Origin of the sequence: Aeromicrobium tamlense, from assembly GCF_013408555.1 — a bacterium.
In the GTDB taxonomy this organism is placed as follows: Bacteria; Actinomycetota; Actinomycetes; order Propionibacteriales; family Nocardioidaceae; genus Aeromicrobium; species Aeromicrobium tamlense.
The window spans coordinates 2939810-2959447 of record NZ_JACBZN010000001.1; the positions used below are offsets into that span (position 1 = coordinate 2939810).

Genomic DNA, 19638 nt, shown 5'->3' on the forward strand with positions numbered 1-19638 from the left:
CGCGCGGGTCCAGAGTCAGGGCCATGAGCCTGTTCCGGACGAAGAGCATCGAGCAGTCGATCGCGGAGACCGACGAGCCGGAGCACCAGCTCCGCCGGGACCTCAGCGCCAAGGACCTCATGGTCTTCGGCGTCGGCGTCATCATCGGCACCGGCATCTTCGTGCTGACCGGCCAGGAGGCCCATAACCACGCGGGTCCCGCGATCGTCATCAGCTTCCTCATCGCGGGAGCGGTGTGCGCCCTCGCCGCCCTCTGCTACGCCGAGTTCGCGGCGACCGTCCCCGTGGCGGGCAGCGCGTACACGTTCAGCTACGCCACCCTCGGCGAGTTCATCGCGTGGATCATCGGCTGGGACCTGCTGCTGGAGCTGGCCCTCGGCGCTGCCGTCGTGGCGCGCGGCTGGTCGGGCTACCTGCAGGAGCTGCTCGAGCTGCCCACGCAGATCGCTGGCGACGAGGCCGTGGTCGACGTCGCCGCCATCGGCATCGTCGTGCTGCTGTCGTTCCTCGTCATCGCGGGCACCAAGCTGTCCAGCTCGGTCACGAGCGTCTTCGTGCTCATCAAGGTCTCGGTCGTGCTGTTCGTCGTGGTCGCGGGACTGTTCTTCATCAAGGCCGCGAACTACACGCCCTTCATCCCCGACGCCCAGAAGCAGGAGCTGGAGAAGGGCGCCGACCAGCCGCTCATCCAGGCGGTCTTCGGCATGGCGCCCACCGCGTTCGGCGTCATGGGCATCATCGCCGCAGCGTCGGTGGTGTTCTTCAGCTACATCGGCTTCGACGTGGTGGCCACGACGGCCGAGGAGACCAAGAACCCGCAGCGCGACGTGCCGCGCGGCATCCTCGGCTCGCTGCTGATCTGCACCGTGCTCTACATGGCCGTGTCGTTCGTGATCACCGGGATGCTGCCCTACACCGACGACCGCATGAACACCGGCGCCCCGTTGGCCGAGGCCTTCTCGGCCAACGGCATCGACTGGGCCGCCAACCTCATCTCGCTGGGCGCCGTCGCCGGCATGACCACGACGATCCTCGTGCTGCTGCTGGGCCAGTCACGCATCCTCTTCGCGATGTGCCGCGACGGGCTGCTGCCGCGCGGACTGGCGAAGGTGCACCCCACCTTCGGGACGCCCTACCGGATCACGATCATCACCACGGCGTTCGTGGCGATCCTCGCCGGCTTCGTGCCGCTGGCCGAGCTGAGCCACCTGGTCAGCATCGGCACGCTGTTCGCGTTCGCGCTGGTCTCGGCGGGCGTGCTGATCCTGCGTCGCACGCGGCCCGACCTGGAGCGCGCGTTCAAGGTGCCCTTCGCGCCGCTCGTCGCCGGCGCGTCGATCCTGACGTGCATCTGGCTGATGCTGAACCTGTCGCTGCTGACGTGGGAGCGCTTCCTCATCTGGATGGCGCTCGGCGTGGTCATCTACGTCGTCTACGGCCGCCGCCACGCCCGGCTCGGGCAGACCGCCACGGACGACGCCCGCTGAGGGGTCAGAGCAGCTCGATCGCGTAGGAGAGCTCCTCGCGGCCGCCGGGGGCCACGACGGCGACGCCCGGCTTGCCGGCGAGCTCGCCCACGTAGTCGGCCGGGGCCGGACGGCCGCGCCACGGCTCGATGCAGACGAAGCGGGCGCCCGGCACCGACCACAGGGTGATGCCGGTGAAGCCGTCCCACGTCAGGCGGACCTGGCGGCCCGCGCCCGAGGAGTAGACGAGGCCGCGGCTGGCGACCTCGGGCAGGATCACGGCGCCCTCGGTGAACCACGAGTCGTTGAGCGTGACGACGCGGTCCCACGCGGGGTTGTCGAAGCGCTCGTCGGTGAGCAGGTTGTCCACGACGCGGCGCGCGGGCGCGGTCTCGGGCTCGTCGAACCGCACCTGATGCATCGACCGCGGCTGGTCGTCCTCGAGCGGCCACACGAACGCGGGGTGCGAGCCGAGGTCGAACGGCATCGGCACGTCGCCCCGGTTCTCGACCGTGTAGTGCACCGAGAGGCTGCGCCCCTCGACCACGTAGGTCACCGCGAGGGCGAAGTCGTACGGGTAGTGCTCGCGGGTCTCGTCGTCGGCGACGAGCACGAGCGAGGCCCGGTCGTGGCCGCTGTCGACGACCGACCACTCGCGGTCGCGGGCGAAGCCGTGCTGCGGCATCGGGTAGGTGCGGTCGCCCACGCGGACACGGTCGTCCGGCACCCGGCAGATCACGGGGAACAGCACGGGGGCGTGGCGCCGCCACGGATCCTCGCCCGACCACAGGTACTCGTGGTCGTCCTCGTCGCGGATCGAGACGGGCTCCGCCCCGTGGAGCGCGACGGCGACGCTGATCTCGCGGTCGCGCAGGACGAGGGAGGCCATGTCACCGACGGTAGACACCCGACCCCTCCTCGCGCATGCCGAACGCGGATGACATCGCGAACGTCACATCATCGGTCCGTGCGGGAGGCGCGGTCCCCCAGCAGCGACCGCCTGCGCGCGCGCCGGGCGGTCTCGGGCTCGTAGCCGTACCCGTACCCATAGCCGTATCCGTATCCGTAGCCCCGCCGGCGCTTGCGCGGCTTCGGCGACATCGTCACCACCGCACCGCACAGCCGGGCGTCCACGCTGGCGAGCCGGTCCAGGGCGGAGGCGTACTGATCGGTCGTCGTCGAGCCGTGCCTGATCACCATGATCGCGCCGTCGGTGGCGGCGGCGAGCGGCGCCGCGTCGGTGACGGGCAGCAGCGGCGGCGCGTCGACGAGGACCACGTCGTAGTCCAGCCGCAGCCGGTCGAGCAGCTTCAGCATCGCGGCCGAGCCGAGCAGCTCGGCGGGATTCGGGGGGATCCGTCCCGAAGGGAGCAGGTCGAGCGTGCCGCCGACCTTCTGGATCGCGTCCTCGGGCTCGACGCGGCCGAGCAGGATCGTCGTGACGCCGACGCTGCCCTCCAGCTTGAGGTACTCGGCGAGCTTCGGGCGGCGCAGGTCGGCCTCGACCAGCAGCACGCGCTGGCCGTTGTCGGCGATGACCTGGGCGAGGTTGGCCGCCGTGGTCGACTTGCCCTCCGACGGCACGGCGCTGGTGACGACGTAGCACCGGTTGGCGGCGCCGGCGTCGATGAACTGCAGGTTCGTCCGCAGCACGCGGAACGCCTCGACGCGCGGATCGTGTCCCGACCGTCCGCGCACGAGCGGCTGCTTCACGGCGTCGCGCTCGAAGTGGATGTCGCCGAGGACCGGCACCTCGCGACCCGACACGGCGGTGATGTCCTCCTGCGACGTGATGCGGTTGTCCATCAGCTCGCGCAGGACGGCGAGGCCGTACCCGAGCAGCAGGCCCAGCAGCAGCGCGATGCCGAGGTTGCGCGCGGGCTGCGGCGACACGGGCGAGCCCGACACCGTGGCCCGGTCGACGATCGAGGCCTTGACGGGAGCCTCCTGCTGACCGTCGGGCGTCTCCAGCTCGCGGACGTAGCCGGCGAACGCCTCCGCGACCGTCTGGGTCAGCTCCTGGGCGCGCTCGGGCGACGGGTCCGTGACCGAGACCGACAGCACGACCGTGTCGAGCTCGATGCTCGTGTCGATCCGCTCCATGAGGTCCTGCGGCGTCTCGTCCAGGCCGAGCTTCTCGACGACGCGGCTGGCGACCTCCTCGCCCTTGATGAGGGTCGCGTACGACTTCACGCGCTGCTGGCTGAACTGACCGCCCTGCTGCAGCTCGCCGCCGTCGGCGCTCTGCGGCGTCTTGACGAACAGGCGCGCCGTCGACTGGTACTGCGGCGTCACCGAGACCGTGTAGAAGCCCGCCGCCGCGACCGTCAGGACGGCCACGACGGTGATCAGCAGCCACCGCTCCCGCGCGATGCGCAGGTAGTCCTTCAACTCCATGTAGGCCTCCGAGTGGGAAGACGATCGGCAGTAGGCTCCTGCGCGTGAGCCCCCGGATCCTGGTCGTGTGCACGGCGAACGTGTGCCGCTCGCCGGTGATCGAGGCGATGCTGGGCCAGCGGCTCGGGCCCGGCTTCGAGGTGACGAGCGCCGGGGTGCGCGCGCCCGTGGGCCGTCCGATCGACCCCGACTCGGCCGATCAGCTGCGCCGCCGCGGCCTCGACGTGCCGCAGCACGCCGCGCGGCAGCTCACGCGTGAGCTCGTCGCGGAGTCCGACCTCGTGCTCACCGCCACGCGGGCGCACCGCGCCGAGGTGCTCGACCTCGACCCGCGGGCGCTGCGCCGCACCTTCACGGCGCTCGAGCTGGCGGGACTGGTCGAGGACGCGGAGTCCGGCAGCGTCGCCGAGCTCGTGGCGGACGCCGCCGCACGCCGGTCGCAGGGCCCCGTCGACGTGGACCTCGTCGACCCGATCGGCCGCTCCGAGCAGGTGCACGCCGAGGTCGCCACGCGGATCGAGGCCGCGGTGGCGTCGATCGCGTCCGCGCTCCAGCGCGTCCGTTCCTAGGACCGGCGACATGCGCTCGGCACCCTGACGTCGTTGCTCGAGGTGTCGATCCCCGGCGTCTCGAAGTAGCGGGCGTCGCCGTCGGCGCCCGCTGCGGTCTGCACGCGCCAGGTCACCGAGATCTCGTCGCCCGGCGGGATCGTGAGGGTGCCGTACTGGACCGCGCGACCCTCGTACGTGACGTCGCTCGAGGCCAGCGGTCGCTCCTGCCCGTCGATCGTGAAGCCCACGACCCGGCCGCCACGCGGCGCGAGGAGCCGGTAGGTCAGCAGCTGGTTGCCCTTGGCGGTGCGGGTGCCGCGCCCGGTGACGTACCAGGGCGACTCCTCGGGATCGCCGCTGAACTGGTTGCGGAACGACGTGGTGACCAGCACGACCTGGCTGCGGTCGGCGCGGCACGTGGTGGCCTTCGCGCGGGTGTCGTAGCGCAGGAACCACTGCATCTTCGACTGCGCCGCGTCGGTGACGTAGAGGCCGATGTGCGGCGTGTCGTCGTCCTGCGCGACCCGGCCGGCCACGGCGGTGTCGGCGATGACCTGCTGGCTGTCGTCCTCGCGGAACCACACCTGCAGGCGACGCTCGGAGGCGGCCTCGGACAGGGCCGAGACGATGCGCGTCCAGTCGCCGCGCCCGTTCATGACGGCCTCGAAGGTGCGTCCGGTGGCGGACTCGAAGTAGGCGTCCTGCGCGGACGGGTCCTCGAAGTCGACGTAGACGCCGTGCAGCAGGCGCTGGACGGCGTTGTCGGCCGTGAGGGAGGGTCCACCCTCGACCTTGACCGTGCCGACGCCCCGCAGGACGTAGGACATCGCCACGGCGTCGAGGCTGACGACACCGTCGACGTCCTCGCCGAAGGCCCGCTCGGCGCGGTCGGCCCAGATCCGGGCCACGCGCGGGAAGTCGGGCGAGATGTTCGTCGAGCGCACGTCGTGCCCCATGATCGTGCCGAACGCCGCGCGCTCCTCGCGGGTCAGCCGCGCGTCGGCCTGCCGGGTGCCGTCGGCCGCGAGGTTGAGCTCGCCCGAGGCCGCCTGCGCCGACAGGGTGATCCTGCCGTCCTTCGTGGTGAGCAGGACGAAGACGCCCGCGAGGCCACCGGTCGAGCGGATCTCGGCGTTGGTCTGGAACACCAGCAGCAGGTGCTGCTCCCCGGTCGCGCCCAGCGCGGCGGGCGCCAGGCGCATGACGCGGCCGGCCGCGTCGGCGGCACGGTCGGCGTCGTCGACCTGGCGCTGGAGGTCGAGCACCGGCCGGACGAGCGGGCCCAGCAGGCCCTCGGCGTCGATCGCGCGGATGTCGTCGGCGTTCTCGGCCAGCACCCGGCTCGCCTCGGTGACGGCAGGAGCGAGGGTGGCCAGCGCCTCCACGTCGACCTGCCCGTCGCGCGGCTTGAAGCTCTGCACGGACAGCGTCGAGCCGGCCTCCACGAGCGGGGGCAGCCCGCGCGTGGCGATGTCGTCGATCGAGGCGGACGTGACCTGCACCGCCTCGACGTTGCGGCCCAGCCACGGCACCTTCGCCGCCGCGTCCCACAGGCCGCCGCTGCTCGTACGGTGCGCGTGCGACGCGCTGGCCTGCAGCCGCTCGAGGGTCGCTGCGGCCGCCTCGGCCTCGCCGGAGGCCATCTGGTCCTTGAGGGCGACCGCCTGGTCCTGGGCGCGCAGCAGGCTCGACGCCACGTCCTTGGCCTCCAGGGCCAGCGGCACCACCGCGAGTCCGGCGACCGCCAGGCCGAAGCCGACGGACAGCCAGACGACGGCCGACCTCCGCGAGGTGCGCCTCATGGCCGCACCGCGAGGTCGGCGCGCCGTCGCGTCCGGCCCGCCGTCCCTCTCACCGCGGTCAGGCGGACGTGCGGCGTCGGGCCGCGACGACGGCGACGCCGCCGCCGATCACGACCAGGGCGCCACCGAGCGCGAGCAGCTGCCAGTTCGAGCCACCGGTGTCGGCCAGGGCGCCGTTGTCGGCGCTGGCCGAGGTCTCGTCGGCCGAGTCGTCGCCCGCGTCCGCGGCATCGCCCGCCACGACGACCGTGAAGGTCTGCGTCGTGGTCTGGTCGCGCGTGGCGGCCCACGTGGCGTCCTCGCCGTAGGAGACCGGCCGGAACGGGCCCTCCGTGGAGTAGCGGCACACGACCCGGCCGGTGTACGTGCCGGGATCGGTGGGCGCCGCGAAGGTGGCGGAGTAGTCGAAGTCGACCGAGCCGGGGGCCGTCGTGCCGTTGAAGCGGGCCGACCAGGCGCACTCGACGTTGGAGGAGAACGACACGGTGAAGTCCTCGCCGGGGACGACCTCGACCGTGGAGTCACCTCCGTCGGGCACGATCACCGGATCGCCGTAGCCCTCCGAGGAGGCGGGGCCGGCGACGGCGAGCAGGGCGAGCGCCCCGAGGCCGAGCAGGTACGAGAGTGGGCGAATCAGTCGGGCAGCCATGTCGTGTTTCCCCTCGAAGCGGCCAGCGGAATGGTGACGCACACCAAATGTAAGTGTTTACTTACAGGTCTGTCGAATGGTTTTCTTGGCAGGTGTACCCGGGGAGTCGTCCTCGGATCGGGACGAGGGGGTGCTTCGCGACATGACGACTGATGGTTCTGGTGTGACGGGAGTGACTTTCCGGCGACGTTCCGGACTCGCTCCCGTGGCCCGCGCGGAGGACGCCATCCAGCGCCTCCTGCGGCCCGAGGGACTCAGTGCGACGCGCCGCCAGTACGTCCGCCGCGTGGCGGTCAGCGACCTGCTCGTCCTGCTCGTGGTGATCTTCTCCTCCGAGTACGCCTGGCTCGGTCGCCAGGCCGACCAGATCGACGCGCAGTTCGGCCTGGGCTACACGAAGTTCGGCATCCTCCTCGCGCTCGGCTGGTGGCTCGCGCTGCGCCTCGCCGGCACCCGGGAGCGCCACGTCATGGGCTCCGCCGCGGAGTACCAGCGCATCGTGCACGCCACCGTCACCGTCTTCGGCGTCATCGCGATCGTCGCCGTGCTGCTCGAGTTCAACCTCTCACGCGGCTACCTCGCGCTCGCGTTCCCCTGCGGCCTGCTGGGACTGCTGCTCACGCGGCGGGCGTGGCGGCGCTGGCGCCGCCGCCAGGTGCTGCGCGGCCGCTTCGTCGAGAACGTCCTCGTGGTCGGACTGCCCGACAACGCCCGCGAGATCGCCGGCTGGTTCTCGCAGCACCCCGCCGAGGGCCTGCGGGTGACCGGCGTGTGGCGACCCGCCGACGCCACCGAGAGCCAGTGGCTGCGCGTGGGCCAGCAGTTCATCCCGGTCATGGGACGGGCGCGCTCGCTGCAGTCGGCCGTCCACCTGTCCGACGCCGACGCGGTGATCGTGTCGGCCACCGACGAGCTCGGGCACCACGGCCTCCGCGACCTCACGTGGGACCTCGAGGCCGCAGGCATCGAGATGCTGCTGTCCCCCAACCTTCTGGCCGTGGCCGGCTCGCGCATCAGCATGCGCGAGGTGGCGGGGATGCCACTCGTCGCCGTGAAGGAGCCGCAGTACGCCGAGGCCGGCAACTGGCCCAAGCTCGTCTTCGACTGGTGCGGCGCGGCGGCACTGCTGATCGCGACCTCACCGCTCTTCGTGGTGACCGCGCTGGCGATCAGGCTGTCGAGCCCCGGACCCGTCTTCTACCGCCAGGAGCGCGTGGGCCGCGACGGCGCGCCCTTCCAGATGATCAAGTTCCGCTCGATGCGGGTGGGCGCCGACGCCGAGCTGGCCCGGCTGCTCGAGGAGCAGGGCACCGCCGACCGGCCGCTGTTCAAGGTCGAGGACGATCCCCGGATCACCCGGGTCGGGCGCTTCATCCGTCGCTACTCCATCGACGAGCTGCCCCAGCTGCTCAACGTGATCCGCGGCGACATGAGCCTCGTGGGCCCGCGGCCCCAGCGCGAGGGCGAGGTGGCCCTCTACGACCGTGCCGCCCTGCGCCGCCTGCGCGTGCGCCCCGGCATGACCGGACTGTGGCAGGTCTCGGGCCGCTCGAACCTCTCGTGGGACGAGGCCATCGCGCTGGACATGCACTACGTCGAGAACTGGACCCTCATGGGCGACCTGCAGATCCTCACCCGCACCGTCCGCGCGGTGCTGGCCAAGGACGGCGCGGTCTGACCCCTCCGCGACGACGCCCCGGTCCGAGCGGACCGGGGCGTCGTGCGGCAGAAGCGTCGATCAGGCGATCTTCTCGCCCTTCTCGGCCTTCTCCAGCAGCAGGGCCGGCGGGCTGAAGCGCTCGCCGTACTTCTCGGCCAGCTCCTGCGCGCGCTCGGTGAAGGCCTTGATGCCGATCTCACCGTTCGCGGCCACGTAGCCGTTGACGTACTGGAGCGCGCCACCGTGGACCGGCGGGAAGCCGATCCCGAAGATGGAGCCGATGTTGGCGTCGGCCACCTGGCGGATGACGCCCTCCTCGAAGCAGCGGACCGTCTCGATCGCCATGATGAACGTCAGGCGCTCCTCGATGTCCTCGAGCGGCACGTCGACGTCGTCCTTGACGAACAGGTTCCACAGCTCGGGCCACAGGTACTTCTTGCCGCCCTCCGGGTACTCGTAGAAGCCGGCGCCGCCGGCCTTGCCCGGACGACCGAGCTCGACGAGCTGGTTGACGACCTCGGACGCGGGCGTGACGGGCAGCTCCTTGCCCTCGGCCGCGGCGGCCTTGCGGGCCTCGCCCTCGATCTTCTGCTGCAGCGTGAGCGAGACCTCGTCGGACATCGCGAGCGGCTGGCCCGGGAAGCCCGCGAGCTGCGCGGCACGCTCGATGACGACCGGGTCGACGCCCTCGGCCAGCATCTCGACGCCCTCCATCACGAGCGTGCCGAACACGCGCGAGGTGAAGAAGCCGCGGCTGTCGTTGACGACGATCGGGATCTTGCGGATCTGCTTCGTGAAGTCGATCGCGCGTGCGAGGGCCTCGTCGGAGGTCTTCTCGCCCACGATGATCTCGACGAGCTGCATCTTGTCCACGGGGCTGAAGAAGTGGATGCCGATGAAGTCCTCCGGCCGCTGCACGCCCTCGGCGAGGGTCGTGATGGGCAGCGTGGAGGTGTTCGAGCCCAGGAGCGCGTCGCCGTTGACGATCGGCTCGAGCTCGCCGAACACGCTGTGCTTGAGCTCGACCGACTCGAAGACGGCCTCGACGACGAAGTCGCAGCCGGCGAGATCGGCGTAGTCTGCGGTCGGGTGGATCCGGCCGAGGATCTCGGCCTTCTTCTCCTCGGTGAGGCGACCGCGCTGGACCTGCTTGGCCAGCAGGCCCTCGGAGTAGCCCTTGCCCTTCTCGGCGGCCTCGACGCTGACGTCCTTCAGGACGACCTCGATGCCCGCGCGCGCCGCCTCGTAGGCGATGCCCGCGCCCATCATGCCGGCGCCCAGGATGGCCAGCTTCTCGGCCTTGCGCTCGGCGATGCCGTCGGGGCGCGAGCCACCGGCGTTGATGGCGCCGAGGTCGAAGAAGAATGCCTGCGTCATGTTCTTGAACTGCTGGCCGATGAGCAGGTTGACCAGGTAGCGCGACTCGATCCGGCTGGCCGTGTCGAAGTCGACCTGGGCGCCCTCGACGACGGCGCTCATGATGTGGCGCGGCGCGATGTACGGCGCACCCTTGAGCTGCTTCTTCAGGTTCGCCGGGAAGCTGGGCAGGAAGGCCGCCAGCTTCGGGTTGCTGGGCGTGCCGCCGGGGATCTTGTGACCGGGGCGGTCCCACGGCTGCTTGGCCGCGTCCTCGTCGCCGGCGTTCGCCTCGACCCAGGCGCGGGCCTTCGAGATCAGCTCGTCGGCCGGCACGATCTCGTCGATCAGGCCGATCTTGAGCGCCTTCTCGGGCTTGTTGCGCTGGCCCTGCAGCAGGACGTTCATGAGCGCGTCCTGGATGCCGAACATCCGGGTGGTGCGGGTGACGCCGCCACCGCCGGGCAGCAGGCCGAGGGTGACCTCGGGCAGGCCGATCTCGTAGCGGCCCTCGGCCGCGATGCGGTGGTGACAGGCCAGGGCGATCTCCAGGCCGCCGCCGAGGGCGGCGCCGTTGATCGCCGCGACGACCGGCTTGCCCAGCGTCTCGAGCTTGCGCAGCGTGGCCTTGATCGACTCGACGTTGTCGAACAGCGCCTGCGCGTCGGCCGGGGTGGCCTGGGTCATCAGCTTGAGGTCGCCGCCGGCGAAGAAGGTCTTCTTCGCGCTGGTGACGACGACGCCCTTGATGGCGTCGGCGTCCTGGGCGATCTCGTCGGCGAGACGGTTCACCGCGGCCTCCATGGAAGCGCGGTAGGTCTCGTTCATCGTGTTGGCGCTCTGGCTCGGGTCGTCGATCGTCAGGGTGACGATGCCGTTCTCGACCTCGTAGCGCACCGCGTCGGTTGCAGTCATACGTATTCCTTCTCGGGTCTCGGGTCGGGAGGTCAGATGCGCTCGACGATGGTCGCGATGCCCATGCCGCCGCCGATGCACAGCGTGGCCAGGCCGTAGCGCTTCTCGCGACGCTCGAGCTCGTCGACGAGGGTGCCCAGGATCATCGCGCCGGTGGCACCCAGCGGGTGGCCCATCGCGATCGAGCCGCCGTTGACGTTGGTGCGGTCGTGCGGGAAGTCGTCGAGGTCGCGCATGAGCTTGAGCGCGACGGCGGCGAACGCCTCGTTGATCTCGAGCAGGTCGATGTCCTCGATCGACAGGCCGGCCTTGTCCAGCGCCTTGCGGCAGGCGGGGCCCGGGCCCGTCAGCATGATCGTGGGCTCGGAGCCGATGACGGCGGTCGAGACGATGCGGGCGCGCGGCGTGAGTCCGTGGCGGGCGCCGGCGTTCTCGTTGCCGATCAGGACCAGCGAGGCGCCGTCGACGATGCCCGAGCTGTTGCCGGCGTGGTGGACGTGGTTGATCTGGTCGACGTCGACGTAGCGCTGGAGCGCGACGGCGTCGAAGCCGCCCAGGTCGCCGATGTCGGCGAACGAGGGCTTGAGGCCCGAGAGCGACTCGACGGTGGTGCCCTCGCGGACGAACTCGTCGTGGTCGAGGACGGTCAGGCCGTTGAGGTCGCGGACCGGCACGATCGACTTGTCGAAGTACCCGTTGGCGATCGCCTTCGCGGCACGCGCCTGCGACTCGGCGGCGAACGTGTCGACGTCCTCGCGGCTGTAGCCCTCGATGGTGGCGATCAGGTCGGCGCCGATGCCCTGGGGCGCGAAGCCGGTGTCGAGCGAGGTCTTGGGGTCCATCGCCCAGGCGCCGCCGTCGGAGCCCATGGGCACGCGGCTCATCGACTCGACACCGCCGGCGATGATGAGGTCCTCCCAGCCGGACTTGACGCGCGAGGCGGCCTGGTTGACCGACTCCAGGCCCGAGGCGCAGAAGCGGTTGAGCTGCACGCCGGCGACCTGCTGGCCGAAGCCGGCGGCCAGCACGGCGGTGCGGGCGATGTCGGCACCCTGGTCGCCGACGGGCGACACGACGCCGAGGACGACGTCGTCGACCTGGTTCGGGTCGAGGTCGGGGTTGCGCACCTTGATCTCGTCGAGCAGGCCGGTGACCAGCGAGATCGGCTTGACCTCGTGGAGCGACCCGTTCTTCTTGCCGCGCCCGCGCGGGGTACGGATGGCGTCGTAGATGAATGCCTCGGTCATGGATGTCCTCACAGCCGGTGGAAGCGTTGGCGATGATTCTGACACCATTACTGTCAGAGTCGCCACATACCCCCAGTATTCCACCCGGGCGAAGATCGATCCATGCCTGACTTCCCGGTCAGGATCCGGACACGACGAGCCCGGTCAGGAGCACCGCGAGGACCCCCACGGTGACCACCGCGAGCGCCCAGGAGCCCGTCCGGGCCAGTCGCGAGCCACCCGCGGCCGCGCGCATCGCGGCGAAGCCGAGCACCGCGCCCACCACGTCGGCGGCCACGTCGAGCACCGAGGCGGTGCGGTCGATCGGTCCCTGCCACTGCGCGATCTCGATGACGATGGCGACCGCGCCACCGAGCAGGGCGGCCACCAGGATCGAGGCGCGCGGGAGCGCCCACGCGACCAGGACGCCCACCGGAACGAAGAACACGACGTTGGCCAGCACCTCGGCCGCGTCGACGACCCGGTCGGTCGAGATCGAGAGGGCGTCGGCGATCGCGGAGGTCAGTCGCCAGTCCTGGACGGCGAGCCCGGAGTCGACGTGGCGCGGCCACAGCCCGATGGCCGCCAGCAGCAGGACGTAGAGCGCCGCGAGCACGATCACGGCGCGCGTCGGCCTGCGGCGCTGCTGCACCTGCCCGAGCGTAGGGCAGCGCGAGGGCGAGCGGGACTACTCTCGACCACGTGAACGACGCCCCCGAGTCGATCGGCATCGAGCAGCTGGCCGAGCGCGTCGGCATGTCCGTGCGCACCGTGCGCTTCTACGCCGGCCGCGGCCTGATCCCGCCGCCGCGCCGCGAGGGCCGCAACGGCTACTACGGCGCCGACCACATCGTCCGCCTCGAGCTCGTCCGCGAGCTGCAGGCCCACGGCTTCACCCTGCAGGCCATCGAGGGCTACCTCGACAAGATCCCGGGCGACGCGACGCCCGGCCAGGTGGCGCTGCACCGCACGCTGCTCGCGCCGTGGATGCCCGAGCTGCCCGAGACCCTCCAGCGGGCCGAGCTGGAGCGCCGGGCCGGTCGCGAGCTGACCGACGACGCGCTCGAGCTGCTCATCGCCCTCGGCGTCATCGAGCCCACCCCCGACGAGGACGTCTTCAAGCTGGCGCCCGCGCACCTGGCCGTCGGCATCGGGTTCCTCGAGGCCCAGCTGCCGATCGAGGCGGCGCACGCGGCGCGCAAGCTGATCCTCGCCCACGGCACCGCCCTGGCCGACGAGCTGACCGCCCTGTTCCGCACGCAGGTGTGGCCGCACCTCACCTCGTCGGGGCAGCCGCCCGAGATCATCACCTCGATGATCGAGCGCTTCAAGCCGCTCACGATCCAGGCGCTGGTCACGGCGTACGAGCAGGCCGTGGACGAGCAGAAGCGCGAGACGGTGCGTCGCCGGAGCTGATCCACGCGTGGCGGGCGGGGCTTATGGGGCGGGAGTGACTCGCACTATGCTGGCCGCCAGCCCACAGCTCAGGTCGGGGGGACCGTGTCAGCGTCGTTCACCAAGGGACAGGCCGTCCGCCGGGCCGTCCGCCGGCGCTGGGACCTCTACACCGATCCCGCTCGCCGCGAGCGCGTCGCCGCGGTCCGCGCGCTGGGCACCTCCCTCAGCACCGACCCCCGGGCGCGCGTGCCCCACGCCGGCCCGGCCGAGCTGCGCGAGCTGGCGCAGCGGTACCGGCTCGCCGCGGACGCTTTCCTCGTCGACGGCCACGTGCCGCTCGTGTGGTGGAGCCACACCCCCAACTTCGGCGACCTGCTCTCGCCCTGGCTCGTGGGGCTGCTGACCTCGCACCCCGTGACGTACGCCCCGGCGGACGGGCCCTCGTACCTCGCGGTCGGCTCGATCGTCGGCGAGGCCCGCAAGGACTCGGTCGTGTGGGGCTCGGGCGCGTTCGGCTCCGAGGGCAAGTGGGGCATCACGCCCGCCGCGGAGTACCGCGCCGTGCGCGGTCCGCTCACCCGCAGCCGGCTGCGCAACATCGGCCTGCCCGTGCCGCGCGTCTACGGCGACCCGGCGCTGCTCAGCCCTCTCGTCCACTGGCCCGACGTCGAGCCGGACGCCGAGGTCGGCATCGTCGTGCGCTGGTCCGAGAGCCAGTGGGCGCGGGCGCGGGCCGGCGAGGGCGTGCGGATCATCGACCTCGGCAGCAGCGACGTGACCGGCACCCTGCGGGACCTCGTCTCGTGCCGGCGCATCGTGTCGTCCTCGCTGCACGGCCTGATCCTGGCCGACGCGTACGGCATCCCGAACGCGTGGCTGGACTCCGACGACGGTGCCGGCGGCAGCCGCCCGGCCGGCGGGGAGTTCAAGTTCTACGACTACATGGCGTCGGTGGACAAGCTGCGCCACGCGCAGTCGCTCACGCTGGGCGACGAGCCGATCGAGGCCGGGTGGCTGCTCGACCGGCTGGACTTCGCGGACGAGCCGATCGCCTTCGACCACGCCGCCCTGCTGGACGCCTGCCCCTTCCTGGAGCGCATCCCCGCATGACCGTCTCCGATCCGGGCATCGCGCAGATCCAGGTGCTGCTGCGACGGGCGCTGGCCGAGGTCGACCGCGTGCTGGCGCCGTCGGGCTGCCGGTACTTCCTCGCCTACGGCACGGCCCTCGGCGCCCGGCGGCACGGCGACCTCGTCCCGTGGGACGTCGACGCCGACCTCTACGTCCCGTCGGCGGACCAGCCACGCGCGGTCGAGGCGCTGCGGGCGGGCCTGGCCGGCACGGACTTCGCGGTGGAGGCGCCCGGCGACCCGGGCTACGAGTACCTCTTCCCCCGCGTCGTGCTGCGCGGGGTGCACCACACGCTGATCCGGGTCGACCTGTTCCCGCTCGACGTCGCGCCCGACTCCTCGGGCGCGCGCCGGGTGCTGACACCGCTGCTCAAGCTCACGGCGCAGCTGCACATGCTCCGGGTCATGGACCTGGCCGAGCGGCGGCACTACGACCGGCGCAAGGCGACGGTCGCGCGGCTGGCGCGCGCGGTGCTCTCGCTCGTGCCGGCCCGTGCGATCGCCGGCGCCCATCGCGGTCTCGTCGCGAGGGCAGGCCGGCTCGGCAGCGGCGCGCTGTGGGTGAACACCTGCGGTTCGTACGGCGCGCGGGAGTACGTGCCGGCCCGCTGGTTCGTGGGCGGGACCGCGCTCGACCTCGGCGGCCTCGCCCTGCCGGCGCCCACTCCGGTCGACGAGTACCTGCGGCACGTCTACGGCGACTTCCTCACCCCGCCGCCCGACGACCGGATCGCGCACGAGGTCGCGTTCGCCCGCGAGCACTACGTGGAGCCGCTGCGCTCCGCCGGGGTCCTGGACCGGTAGCCGTGCCCGCCCTCACCCAGCTCCGACCGCCGCGCTCCGGCCCGCCGCCCGGCCTCGTCGCCACCGCCGTGGCCGGCGCGATCGGCTGCGGGGTGCTGGCGGCGGCGCTCCCCCGGCTCGGCCTCGCGCTCGCCCTCGCGCTGGTGGCGCTCCTCGCGGTGCGGCTGCTGCGGCTCAGCACCGTCGAGCTCGTCGTCGTCACGATGCCGTTCATGTTCTTCCCGCCGATCGGCTTCCTGCTGAACGTGTCGGTGGCGGACTTCCTGATGCCAGTGCTCGTGGTCGTCACGTGGCCCCGCGTGCGCGACGCGCTCGACCCGTTCCGTCACGGCGTCCTGCGCCGGTTCACCGGGCTCTCCGCCGTCCTGCTGTTCGTCATGGTCCTCTCGGGCCTGGTGGCCGCGCTGACGCTGCCGGTCTTCGACGCGCGCGACGCCGTGCTCGACACGATGAAGCTCGTCGTCGTCCTCGTGTACTTCCTGACGCTTCTCGCGGCGTTCCTGATGCTGTCCGAGCGACGGCTGCTGCGGGTCGCGCGGCTGTGGGTCTGGTGCGCCGTAGCCCAGGCGGCGGCCTCGCTCGCGGGACTCGCGCCGTCCGACGGCACCCGCGCGCTCGGCTGGTTCCAGGACCCGAACCTCTACGCCGGGTACCTGCTGACCTCGGTCGCGGTGGCGTTCTACCTCGTGGCCCGGGACCGGCTCGCGGCCTGGCCGGTGCTCCTGCTGGTCCTGCTGGCCGGCGTGCTGGCGACGGGCTCGCGCGGAGGACTGGTCGCGATGGCCGCGCTGCTCGGGCTCGCGGTCGTCGCGCTGCTGTCCAGCCGGATCGGCACCCTGCTCATGGCCGGCGGCGTGGCGGGCCTCGCCGTGCTGCTGTTCGTGCCCGACATCCTGTCGCGCTCGCTGCTGCCCGGCGTCGAGCGGCTGCTGACGTCGTCGGAGGCCGCCGACACCGACCCTCGCTGGCGGCTGTGGAACCGGGCGTGGGAGCTGTGGACCGACCACCCGCTGCTCGGAGTCGGCATCGGCCAGTACCCCGAGTACTCCGCCGGCCTGACGCCGTTCCGGAACTGGACCGAGGGCCAGGTCGCCCACAACACCTTCCTCAGCTTCGCGGCCGAGGGCGGCATCGTGGGCCTGCTCGCGTTCGGCGCGGTGATCGGCGCGACCGCGCTGCAGGTGCGCCGGGCGGCCCACCTCACCCGGATGCAACGCGCCGCGCTGCTGCTCGGCGTCGTCGTGATCGTCACGATGATGCTGACGCTGAACCTGCAGAACCTGCGCTACGTCTGGGCGTTCTTCGCCTTCGCCGTGGCCGCCGCCGTGACGCGCGACGCCGCGCCGCACGACGTCGCGGAGGAGCAGCGATGACGGCCGAGCGCGCCATCGTCCACCTCGCCCAGCCCACCACGGGTGGGGTCGCCGAGGTCGTCCTGCAGCTGGTCGAGATCGGCGTGGCCGACGGCCGCCGCGTCGTGGTCGGCTGTCCGGCCGACGGCTACCTCGCCGAGCGGGCCAGGGCCCTCGGCGCCGAATGGCTCCCGATCGAGCTGCGGCGCGCGCCCGGGCCGTCCGACGTGGCCGCCCTGCGCCGCACCCGCGCGGCGATGCGCCACGCCGACGCGGTGTTCGCGCACTCCAGCAAGACCGGGGCCCTGGCCCGGCTGGTGCGGCCGCGCGGGACCCGCCTCGTGTTCGTGCCGCACGGCTGGTCGTGGCTCGTCGGCGGCCGGCTCGCCGGGGCCTACCGCACGGTCGAGCGGCTGCTGGCCCGGCGTGCCCACGTCACCGTGGTGGTGGGCCGCGACGAGCTCGCGGAGGGACGCCAGGTCCTCGGCCGACGTCCCGCCCTGGAGGTGATCGAGAACTCCGTCGACCTCGAGCGCTTCCGCCCGCCGGAGGTCCCGCGGCCCACCGACGGGCGCACCGTCGTGTGCGTCGGGCGGCTCACCCGGCAGAAGGGCCAGGACCTGCTGGTCCGCGCCGTCGCGCAGGGCGGCCTCGACGTCTCGGTGCGGCTGGTCGGCCCGAGCGATCCCGCGGAGCGCGAAGACCTCGAGACCCTCGCCCGCGAGCTCGGCATCGCCGAGCGGGTGGAGCTCGTCGGCGCGGACGACCCCGTCCGTCACCTGCAGGAGGCCGACCTCGTGGTCGTCCCGTCGCGCTGGGAGGGCCTGCCGCTCGTCCTGCTGGAGGCGATGGCGTGCGGCGCTCCGGTCGTGGCCAGCTCGGCCGCCGGGGTGGACGCGCTGGCCGACGCCGGCGTGGTGGTCCCGATCACCGAGGAGGACGCGTTCGTCGAGACGCTCGCGAAGGCGATGCGCGACCTGCTCGCGTCGCCGGAGCGCCGGGTCGAGCTGGGGTGTCGAGCCCGCACCCGCGCCGAGGAGCGCTACGGCCGCGAGCGGATGGCCGAGCAGTACCGCGCCCTCTGGTCCTGACTCAGAGCGCGCGCCGCAGCAGGACCGCCCCGGCGACGGCCCGCGCGGCGACGCCGGCCAGCACGACGTACCCGGCCGAGAGCAGGGTCGCGTCCCCGTACGTGAGGGCGGCGAGCACGAGGGCCGCCGCGAGGCCGACGACCGCGACGCCCACGCGCGAGCGGTAGCGGTTGAGGACGAGCTGCGGCGCGGTGGTCGCGTAGTCGACGCTGAGCGCCACGACGGCCAGCGCGATCGGCAGGAACTCCCAGCGCGTGAGCGTGAACTCCTCCCCGAACACGAGCGGCAGCACGGGCGGGAACGCGAGCAGCGCCAGCAGCGCGACGCCGAGTCCCACGCCGACCTGCCGCAGGCCCACGCCCTGGGAGAGCGCCCGCAGCCGCGCGACCCCGCCGGACTCGAGGCCCGCCCGCAGCGTGCGCAGCTGCGTCTGCTGGATCGAGCTGAGGAAGAGGTTCGCGAACGTGACCACGTACTGGGTGACCGCGAAGACGCCGACGACGGCCGCGGAGGCCGACGCCGCCAGGTAGATCGTGGGCAGGTAGGTCATCGCCGAGGCGAGCCCTTGCGACACCCCGAGGCTCGTCCCGGCGCCGAGGATGCGTCGCGCGTCCGCGCGGTTCGCCCGCCACGGAGCCGGGTCGATCGTCCGCAGGCACCACGTGGTCACCGGCACGAGCACGACGACGGAGGCCACGAACGACCCCCAGATCGCGGCCTCGGCCGGCAGCTCGAACGCCAGCGGCACGGCCACCGCGACGACCGTGAGCAGCGTGTTCGTCCACATCCAGCGCGCGACGGCGCCGATGCGCCCGGCGGCCTGGAGGCAGCCGTGGCAGATGTCGAGCAGCGAGTCGGCGGCTCGCAGGCCGAGCAGCGGCACCAGCACGGCGGCGGGCGGGAACGAGTCGATCCACAGGGCTGCGAGGCCGATGCCCGCGACGGCCAGCGCGACCGCGGCGATCCGCAGCGCGAGGTAGGCCCGGAACGGCGGCCCGCCGCGCAGGGTCTGCAGGACGTTGCGCAGGCCCAGCTCGGCCAGGATGAAGACGGGGAAGGTGACGGCCATCGCGTAGGCGAACTCGCCCGCGCCCTCGGCGCCGCTGAGCCGCGCGAAGCCCCACAGGATCAGCAGGGTGGTGGCGGACTTGCCGGCGTAGCCCGACAGCAGCAGCAGCGAGTTCTTCAATCCACCGGTCCTTCCGGGTCCGTCCGTAGAACCCTAGAGGCCGGGACCGCTCAGGTCAGCGCGGGCACACGCAGCCGCGCGAGCAGCAGCATGCTGACGTCCTCGGACGCGAGATGCATCGGCGCGAGGATCGGGCCGGCGGCCGGCGGCAGGTCGCCCAGCAGGAGGGAGTCGCCGTCGGACAGGACGACGCTGCCGCGGGGATCGGCCAGCGCGCACGCCAGCCAGCGGCCGTCGGCGTCGGGGCTGCCGGTGGCGATCGAGCCGATCAGCGCCGCGGCCGCGCGGGCCGGCGGCACGAACGCGAAGCGACGCCAGCCACACTCGTCCACGGTCTCGACGAGCGTCTCGGACCCGGCCGTGGCGTACCAGTGCATCGTGCGGCCGTGCATGAGCGTGATGTCGTCGGCCGAGGTCTCGTAGAGGCTCAGCGGGGTCACGTCGGCGACGGTCGCCAGCACGTCGGCCAGGCGCGGCCACAGGGTCCGGCCCGAGGGACCGGGCTGGACGCGCTCACGGTCGACGAAGCGGGACGCGCGCACCGATCGCGGGCCGAGCTCGCCGTCGGGGGCCACGAGGATGTCGGGGTTCGCGGTGTGCCACCAGGACTGCATCCAGATCACCTCTCGTCCGGCGCGGGGTGCGCCGTCAG

Annotated in this window: 17 protein-coding genes; 8 read left to right on the top strand and 9 right to left on the bottom strand. The window is 72.4% G+C overall.

Translation table 11 applies throughout. The features are described from left to right. Positions 1–23: 23 nt before the first annotated feature. Positions 24–1487, top strand: coding sequence for an amino acid permease (locus BJ975_RS14385; protein ID WP_179427126.1), 1464 nt, complete (start codon positions 24–26; stop codon positions 1485–1487). 4 nt (positions 1488–1491) lie between these two features. Here BJ975_RS14385 and BJ975_RS14390 read toward each other — a convergent pair whose 3' ends face one another. Both BJ975_RS14390 and BJ975_RS14395 read right to left on the bottom strand, forming a co-directional pair. Further along, entirely contained in the window at positions 1492–2355 is an 864-nt protein-coding gene (locus BJ975_RS14390; protein ID WP_179427146.1) for an aldose 1-epimerase family protein, read from the bottom strand. A 68-nt stretch (positions 2356–2423) separates the two neighbouring features. Next, positions 2424–3863: a polysaccharide biosynthesis tyrosine autokinase gene (locus tag BJ975_RS14395; RefSeq protein WP_179427148.1), complete on the bottom strand. Its 1440-nt coding sequence runs from the start codon at positions 3861–3863 to the stop codon at positions 2424–2426. A 44-nt stretch (positions 3864–3907) separates the two neighbouring features. On the opposite strand from BJ975_RS14395, the gene BJ975_RS14400 reads away from it, so the two are divergent. Beyond that, positions 3908–4432, top strand: coding sequence for an arsenate reductase/protein-tyrosine-phosphatase family protein (locus tag BJ975_RS14400; protein ID WP_179427150.1), 525 nt, complete (start codon positions 3908–3910; stop codon positions 4430–4432). Here BJ975_RS14400 and BJ975_RS14405 read toward each other — a convergent pair. After that, on the bottom strand, positions 4429–6216 hold the full coding sequence (locus BJ975_RS14405; protein WP_179427152.1) for a DUF4012 domain-containing protein: 1788 nt from the start codon (positions 6214–6216) through the stop codon (positions 4429–4431). The genes BJ975_RS14400 and BJ975_RS14405 overlap by 4 nt on opposite strands. A 58-nt stretch (positions 6217–6274) precedes the next feature. Continuing rightward, on the bottom strand, positions 6275–6865 hold the full coding sequence (locus BJ975_RS14410; protein ID WP_179427154.1) for an LPXTG cell wall anchor domain-containing protein: 591 nt from the start codon (positions 6863–6865) through the stop codon (positions 6275–6277). A 205-nt stretch (positions 6866–7070) separates the two neighbouring features. Here BJ975_RS14410 and BJ975_RS14415 point away from each other — a divergent pair, with 205 nt between their 5' ends. Continuing rightward, positions 7071–8543 carry a sugar transferase gene (locus BJ975_RS14415; protein WP_179427157.1) on the top strand — a complete coding sequence of 491 codons (1473 nt, stop codon included), beginning with the start codon at positions 7071–7073 and terminating at the stop codon, positions 8541–8543. A gap of 60 nt (positions 8544–8603) precedes the next feature. Here the strand turns inward: BJ975_RS14415 and BJ975_RS14420 are convergent, their stop codons facing one another. The 3 genes from BJ975_RS14420 to BJ975_RS14430 all read right to left on the bottom strand — a co-directional run bounded on the left by BJ975_RS14420 (position 8604) and on the right by BJ975_RS14430 (position 12674). Continuing rightward, on the bottom strand, positions 8604–10796 hold the full coding sequence (locus tag BJ975_RS14420) for a 3-hydroxyacyl-CoA dehydrogenase NAD-binding domain-containing protein (RefSeq protein ID WP_179427159.1): 2193 nt from the start codon (positions 10794–10796) through the stop codon (positions 8604–8606). Positions 10797–10828: 32 nt separating this feature from the next. Continuing rightward, positions 10829–12043 (bottom strand): acetyl-CoA C-acetyltransferase, encoded by a 1215-nt coding sequence (locus tag BJ975_RS14425; protein WP_179427161.1) that lies wholly within the window; start codon positions 12041–12043, stop codon positions 10829–10831. Positions 12044–12161: 118 nt separating this feature from the next. Further along, positions 12162–12674: a VanZ family protein gene (locus tag BJ975_RS14430; RefSeq protein ID WP_179427163.1), complete on the bottom strand. Its 513-nt coding sequence runs from the start codon at positions 12672–12674 to the stop codon at positions 12162–12164. A 50-nt stretch (positions 12675–12724) separates the two neighbouring features. Between BJ975_RS14430 and BJ975_RS14435 the strand changes: the two genes are divergently transcribed. The 5 genes from BJ975_RS14435 (at position 12725) to BJ975_RS14455 (ending at position 17797) form a co-directional block, all read left to right on the top strand. Then, a complete protein-coding gene (locus BJ975_RS14435) occupies positions 12725–13438 on the top strand; it encodes a MerR family transcriptional regulator (RefSeq protein WP_269304608.1) in 714 nt (237 codons plus the stop codon). A gap of 84 nt (positions 13439–13522) precedes the next feature. Beyond that, on the top strand, positions 13523–14530 hold the full coding sequence (locus BJ975_RS16855; RefSeq protein WP_179427165.1) for a polysaccharide pyruvyl transferase family protein: 1008 nt from the start codon (positions 13523–13525) through the stop codon (positions 14528–14530). Continuing rightward, a complete protein-coding gene (locus BJ975_RS14445; protein ID WP_179427167.1) occupies positions 14527–15354 on the top strand; it encodes a LicD family protein in 828 nt (275 codons plus the stop codon). Before BJ975_RS16855 ends, BJ975_RS14445 begins: the two co-directional genes overlap by 4 nt. A 2-nt stretch (positions 15355–15356) precedes the next feature. Further along, positions 15357–16727, top strand: coding sequence for an O-antigen ligase family protein (locus BJ975_RS17175; protein WP_179427170.1), 1371 nt, complete (start codon positions 15357–15359; stop codon positions 16725–16727). Further along, a complete protein-coding gene (locus BJ975_RS14455) occupies positions 16724–17797 on the top strand; it encodes a glycosyltransferase (RefSeq protein ID WP_179427172.1) in 1074 nt (357 codons plus the stop codon). The genes BJ975_RS17175 and BJ975_RS14455 overlap by 4 nt, the downstream gene beginning before the upstream one ends. A gap of 1 nt (position 17798) precedes the next feature. Here BJ975_RS14455 and BJ975_RS14460 read toward each other — a convergent pair whose 3' ends face one another. Both BJ975_RS14460 and BJ975_RS14465 read right to left on the bottom strand, forming a co-directional pair. Then, positions 17799–18986, bottom strand: coding sequence for a lipopolysaccharide biosynthesis protein (locus BJ975_RS14460; RefSeq protein ID WP_179427174.1), 1188 nt, complete (start codon positions 18984–18986; stop codon positions 17799–17801). A gap of 50 nt (positions 18987–19036) precedes the next feature. After that, positions 19037–19600, bottom strand: coding sequence for a hypothetical protein (locus tag BJ975_RS14465; RefSeq protein WP_179427176.1), 564 nt, complete (start codon positions 19598–19600; stop codon positions 19037–19039). Positions 19601–19638: the final 38 nt, after the last annotated feature.

What these genes read in the sequence shown, in the direction of transcription:
- BJ975_RS14385 (WP_179427126.1), top strand. Translation starts at nt 24, where the DNA reads ATGAGCCTGTTCCGGACGAAGAGCATCGAGCAGTCGATCGCGGAGACC.
- BJ975_RS14405 (WP_179427152.1), bottom strand. Translation starts at nt 6,216, where the DNA reads ATGAGGCGCACCTCGCGGAGGTCGGCCGTCGTCTGGCTGTCCGTCGGC.
- BJ975_RS14410 (WP_179427154.1), bottom strand. Translation starts at nt 6,865, where the DNA reads ATGGCTGCCCGACTGATTCGCCCACTCTCGTACCTGCTCGGCCTCGGG.
- BJ975_RS14455 (WP_179427172.1), top strand. Translation starts at nt 16,724, where the DNA reads ATGACGGCCGAGCGCGCCATCGTCCACCTCGCCCAGCCCACCACGGGT.
- BJ975_RS14395 (WP_179427148.1), bottom strand. Translation starts at nt 3,863, where the DNA reads ATGGAGTTGAAGGACTACCTGCGCATCGCGCGGGAGCGGTGGCTGCTG.
- BJ975_RS14425 (WP_179427161.1), bottom strand. Translation starts at nt 12,043, where the DNA reads ATGACCGAGGCATTCATCTACGACGCCATCCGTACCCCGCGCGGGCGC.
- BJ975_RS14420 (WP_179427159.1), bottom strand. Translation starts at nt 10,796, where the DNA reads ATGACTGCAACCGACGCGGTGCGCTACGAGGTCGAGAACGGCATCGTC.
- BJ975_RS14390 (WP_179427146.1), bottom strand. Translation starts at nt 2,355, where the DNA reads ATGGCCTCCCTCGTCCTGCGCGACCGCGAGATCAGCGTCGCCGTCGCG.
- BJ975_RS14445 (WP_179427167.1), top strand. Translation starts at nt 14,527, where the DNA reads ATGACCGTCTCCGATCCGGGCATCGCGCAGATCCAGGTGCTGCTGCGA.
- BJ975_RS14465 (WP_179427176.1), bottom strand. Translation starts at nt 19,600, where the DNA reads ATGCAGTCCTGGTGGCACACCGCGAACCCCGACATCCTCGTGGCCCCC.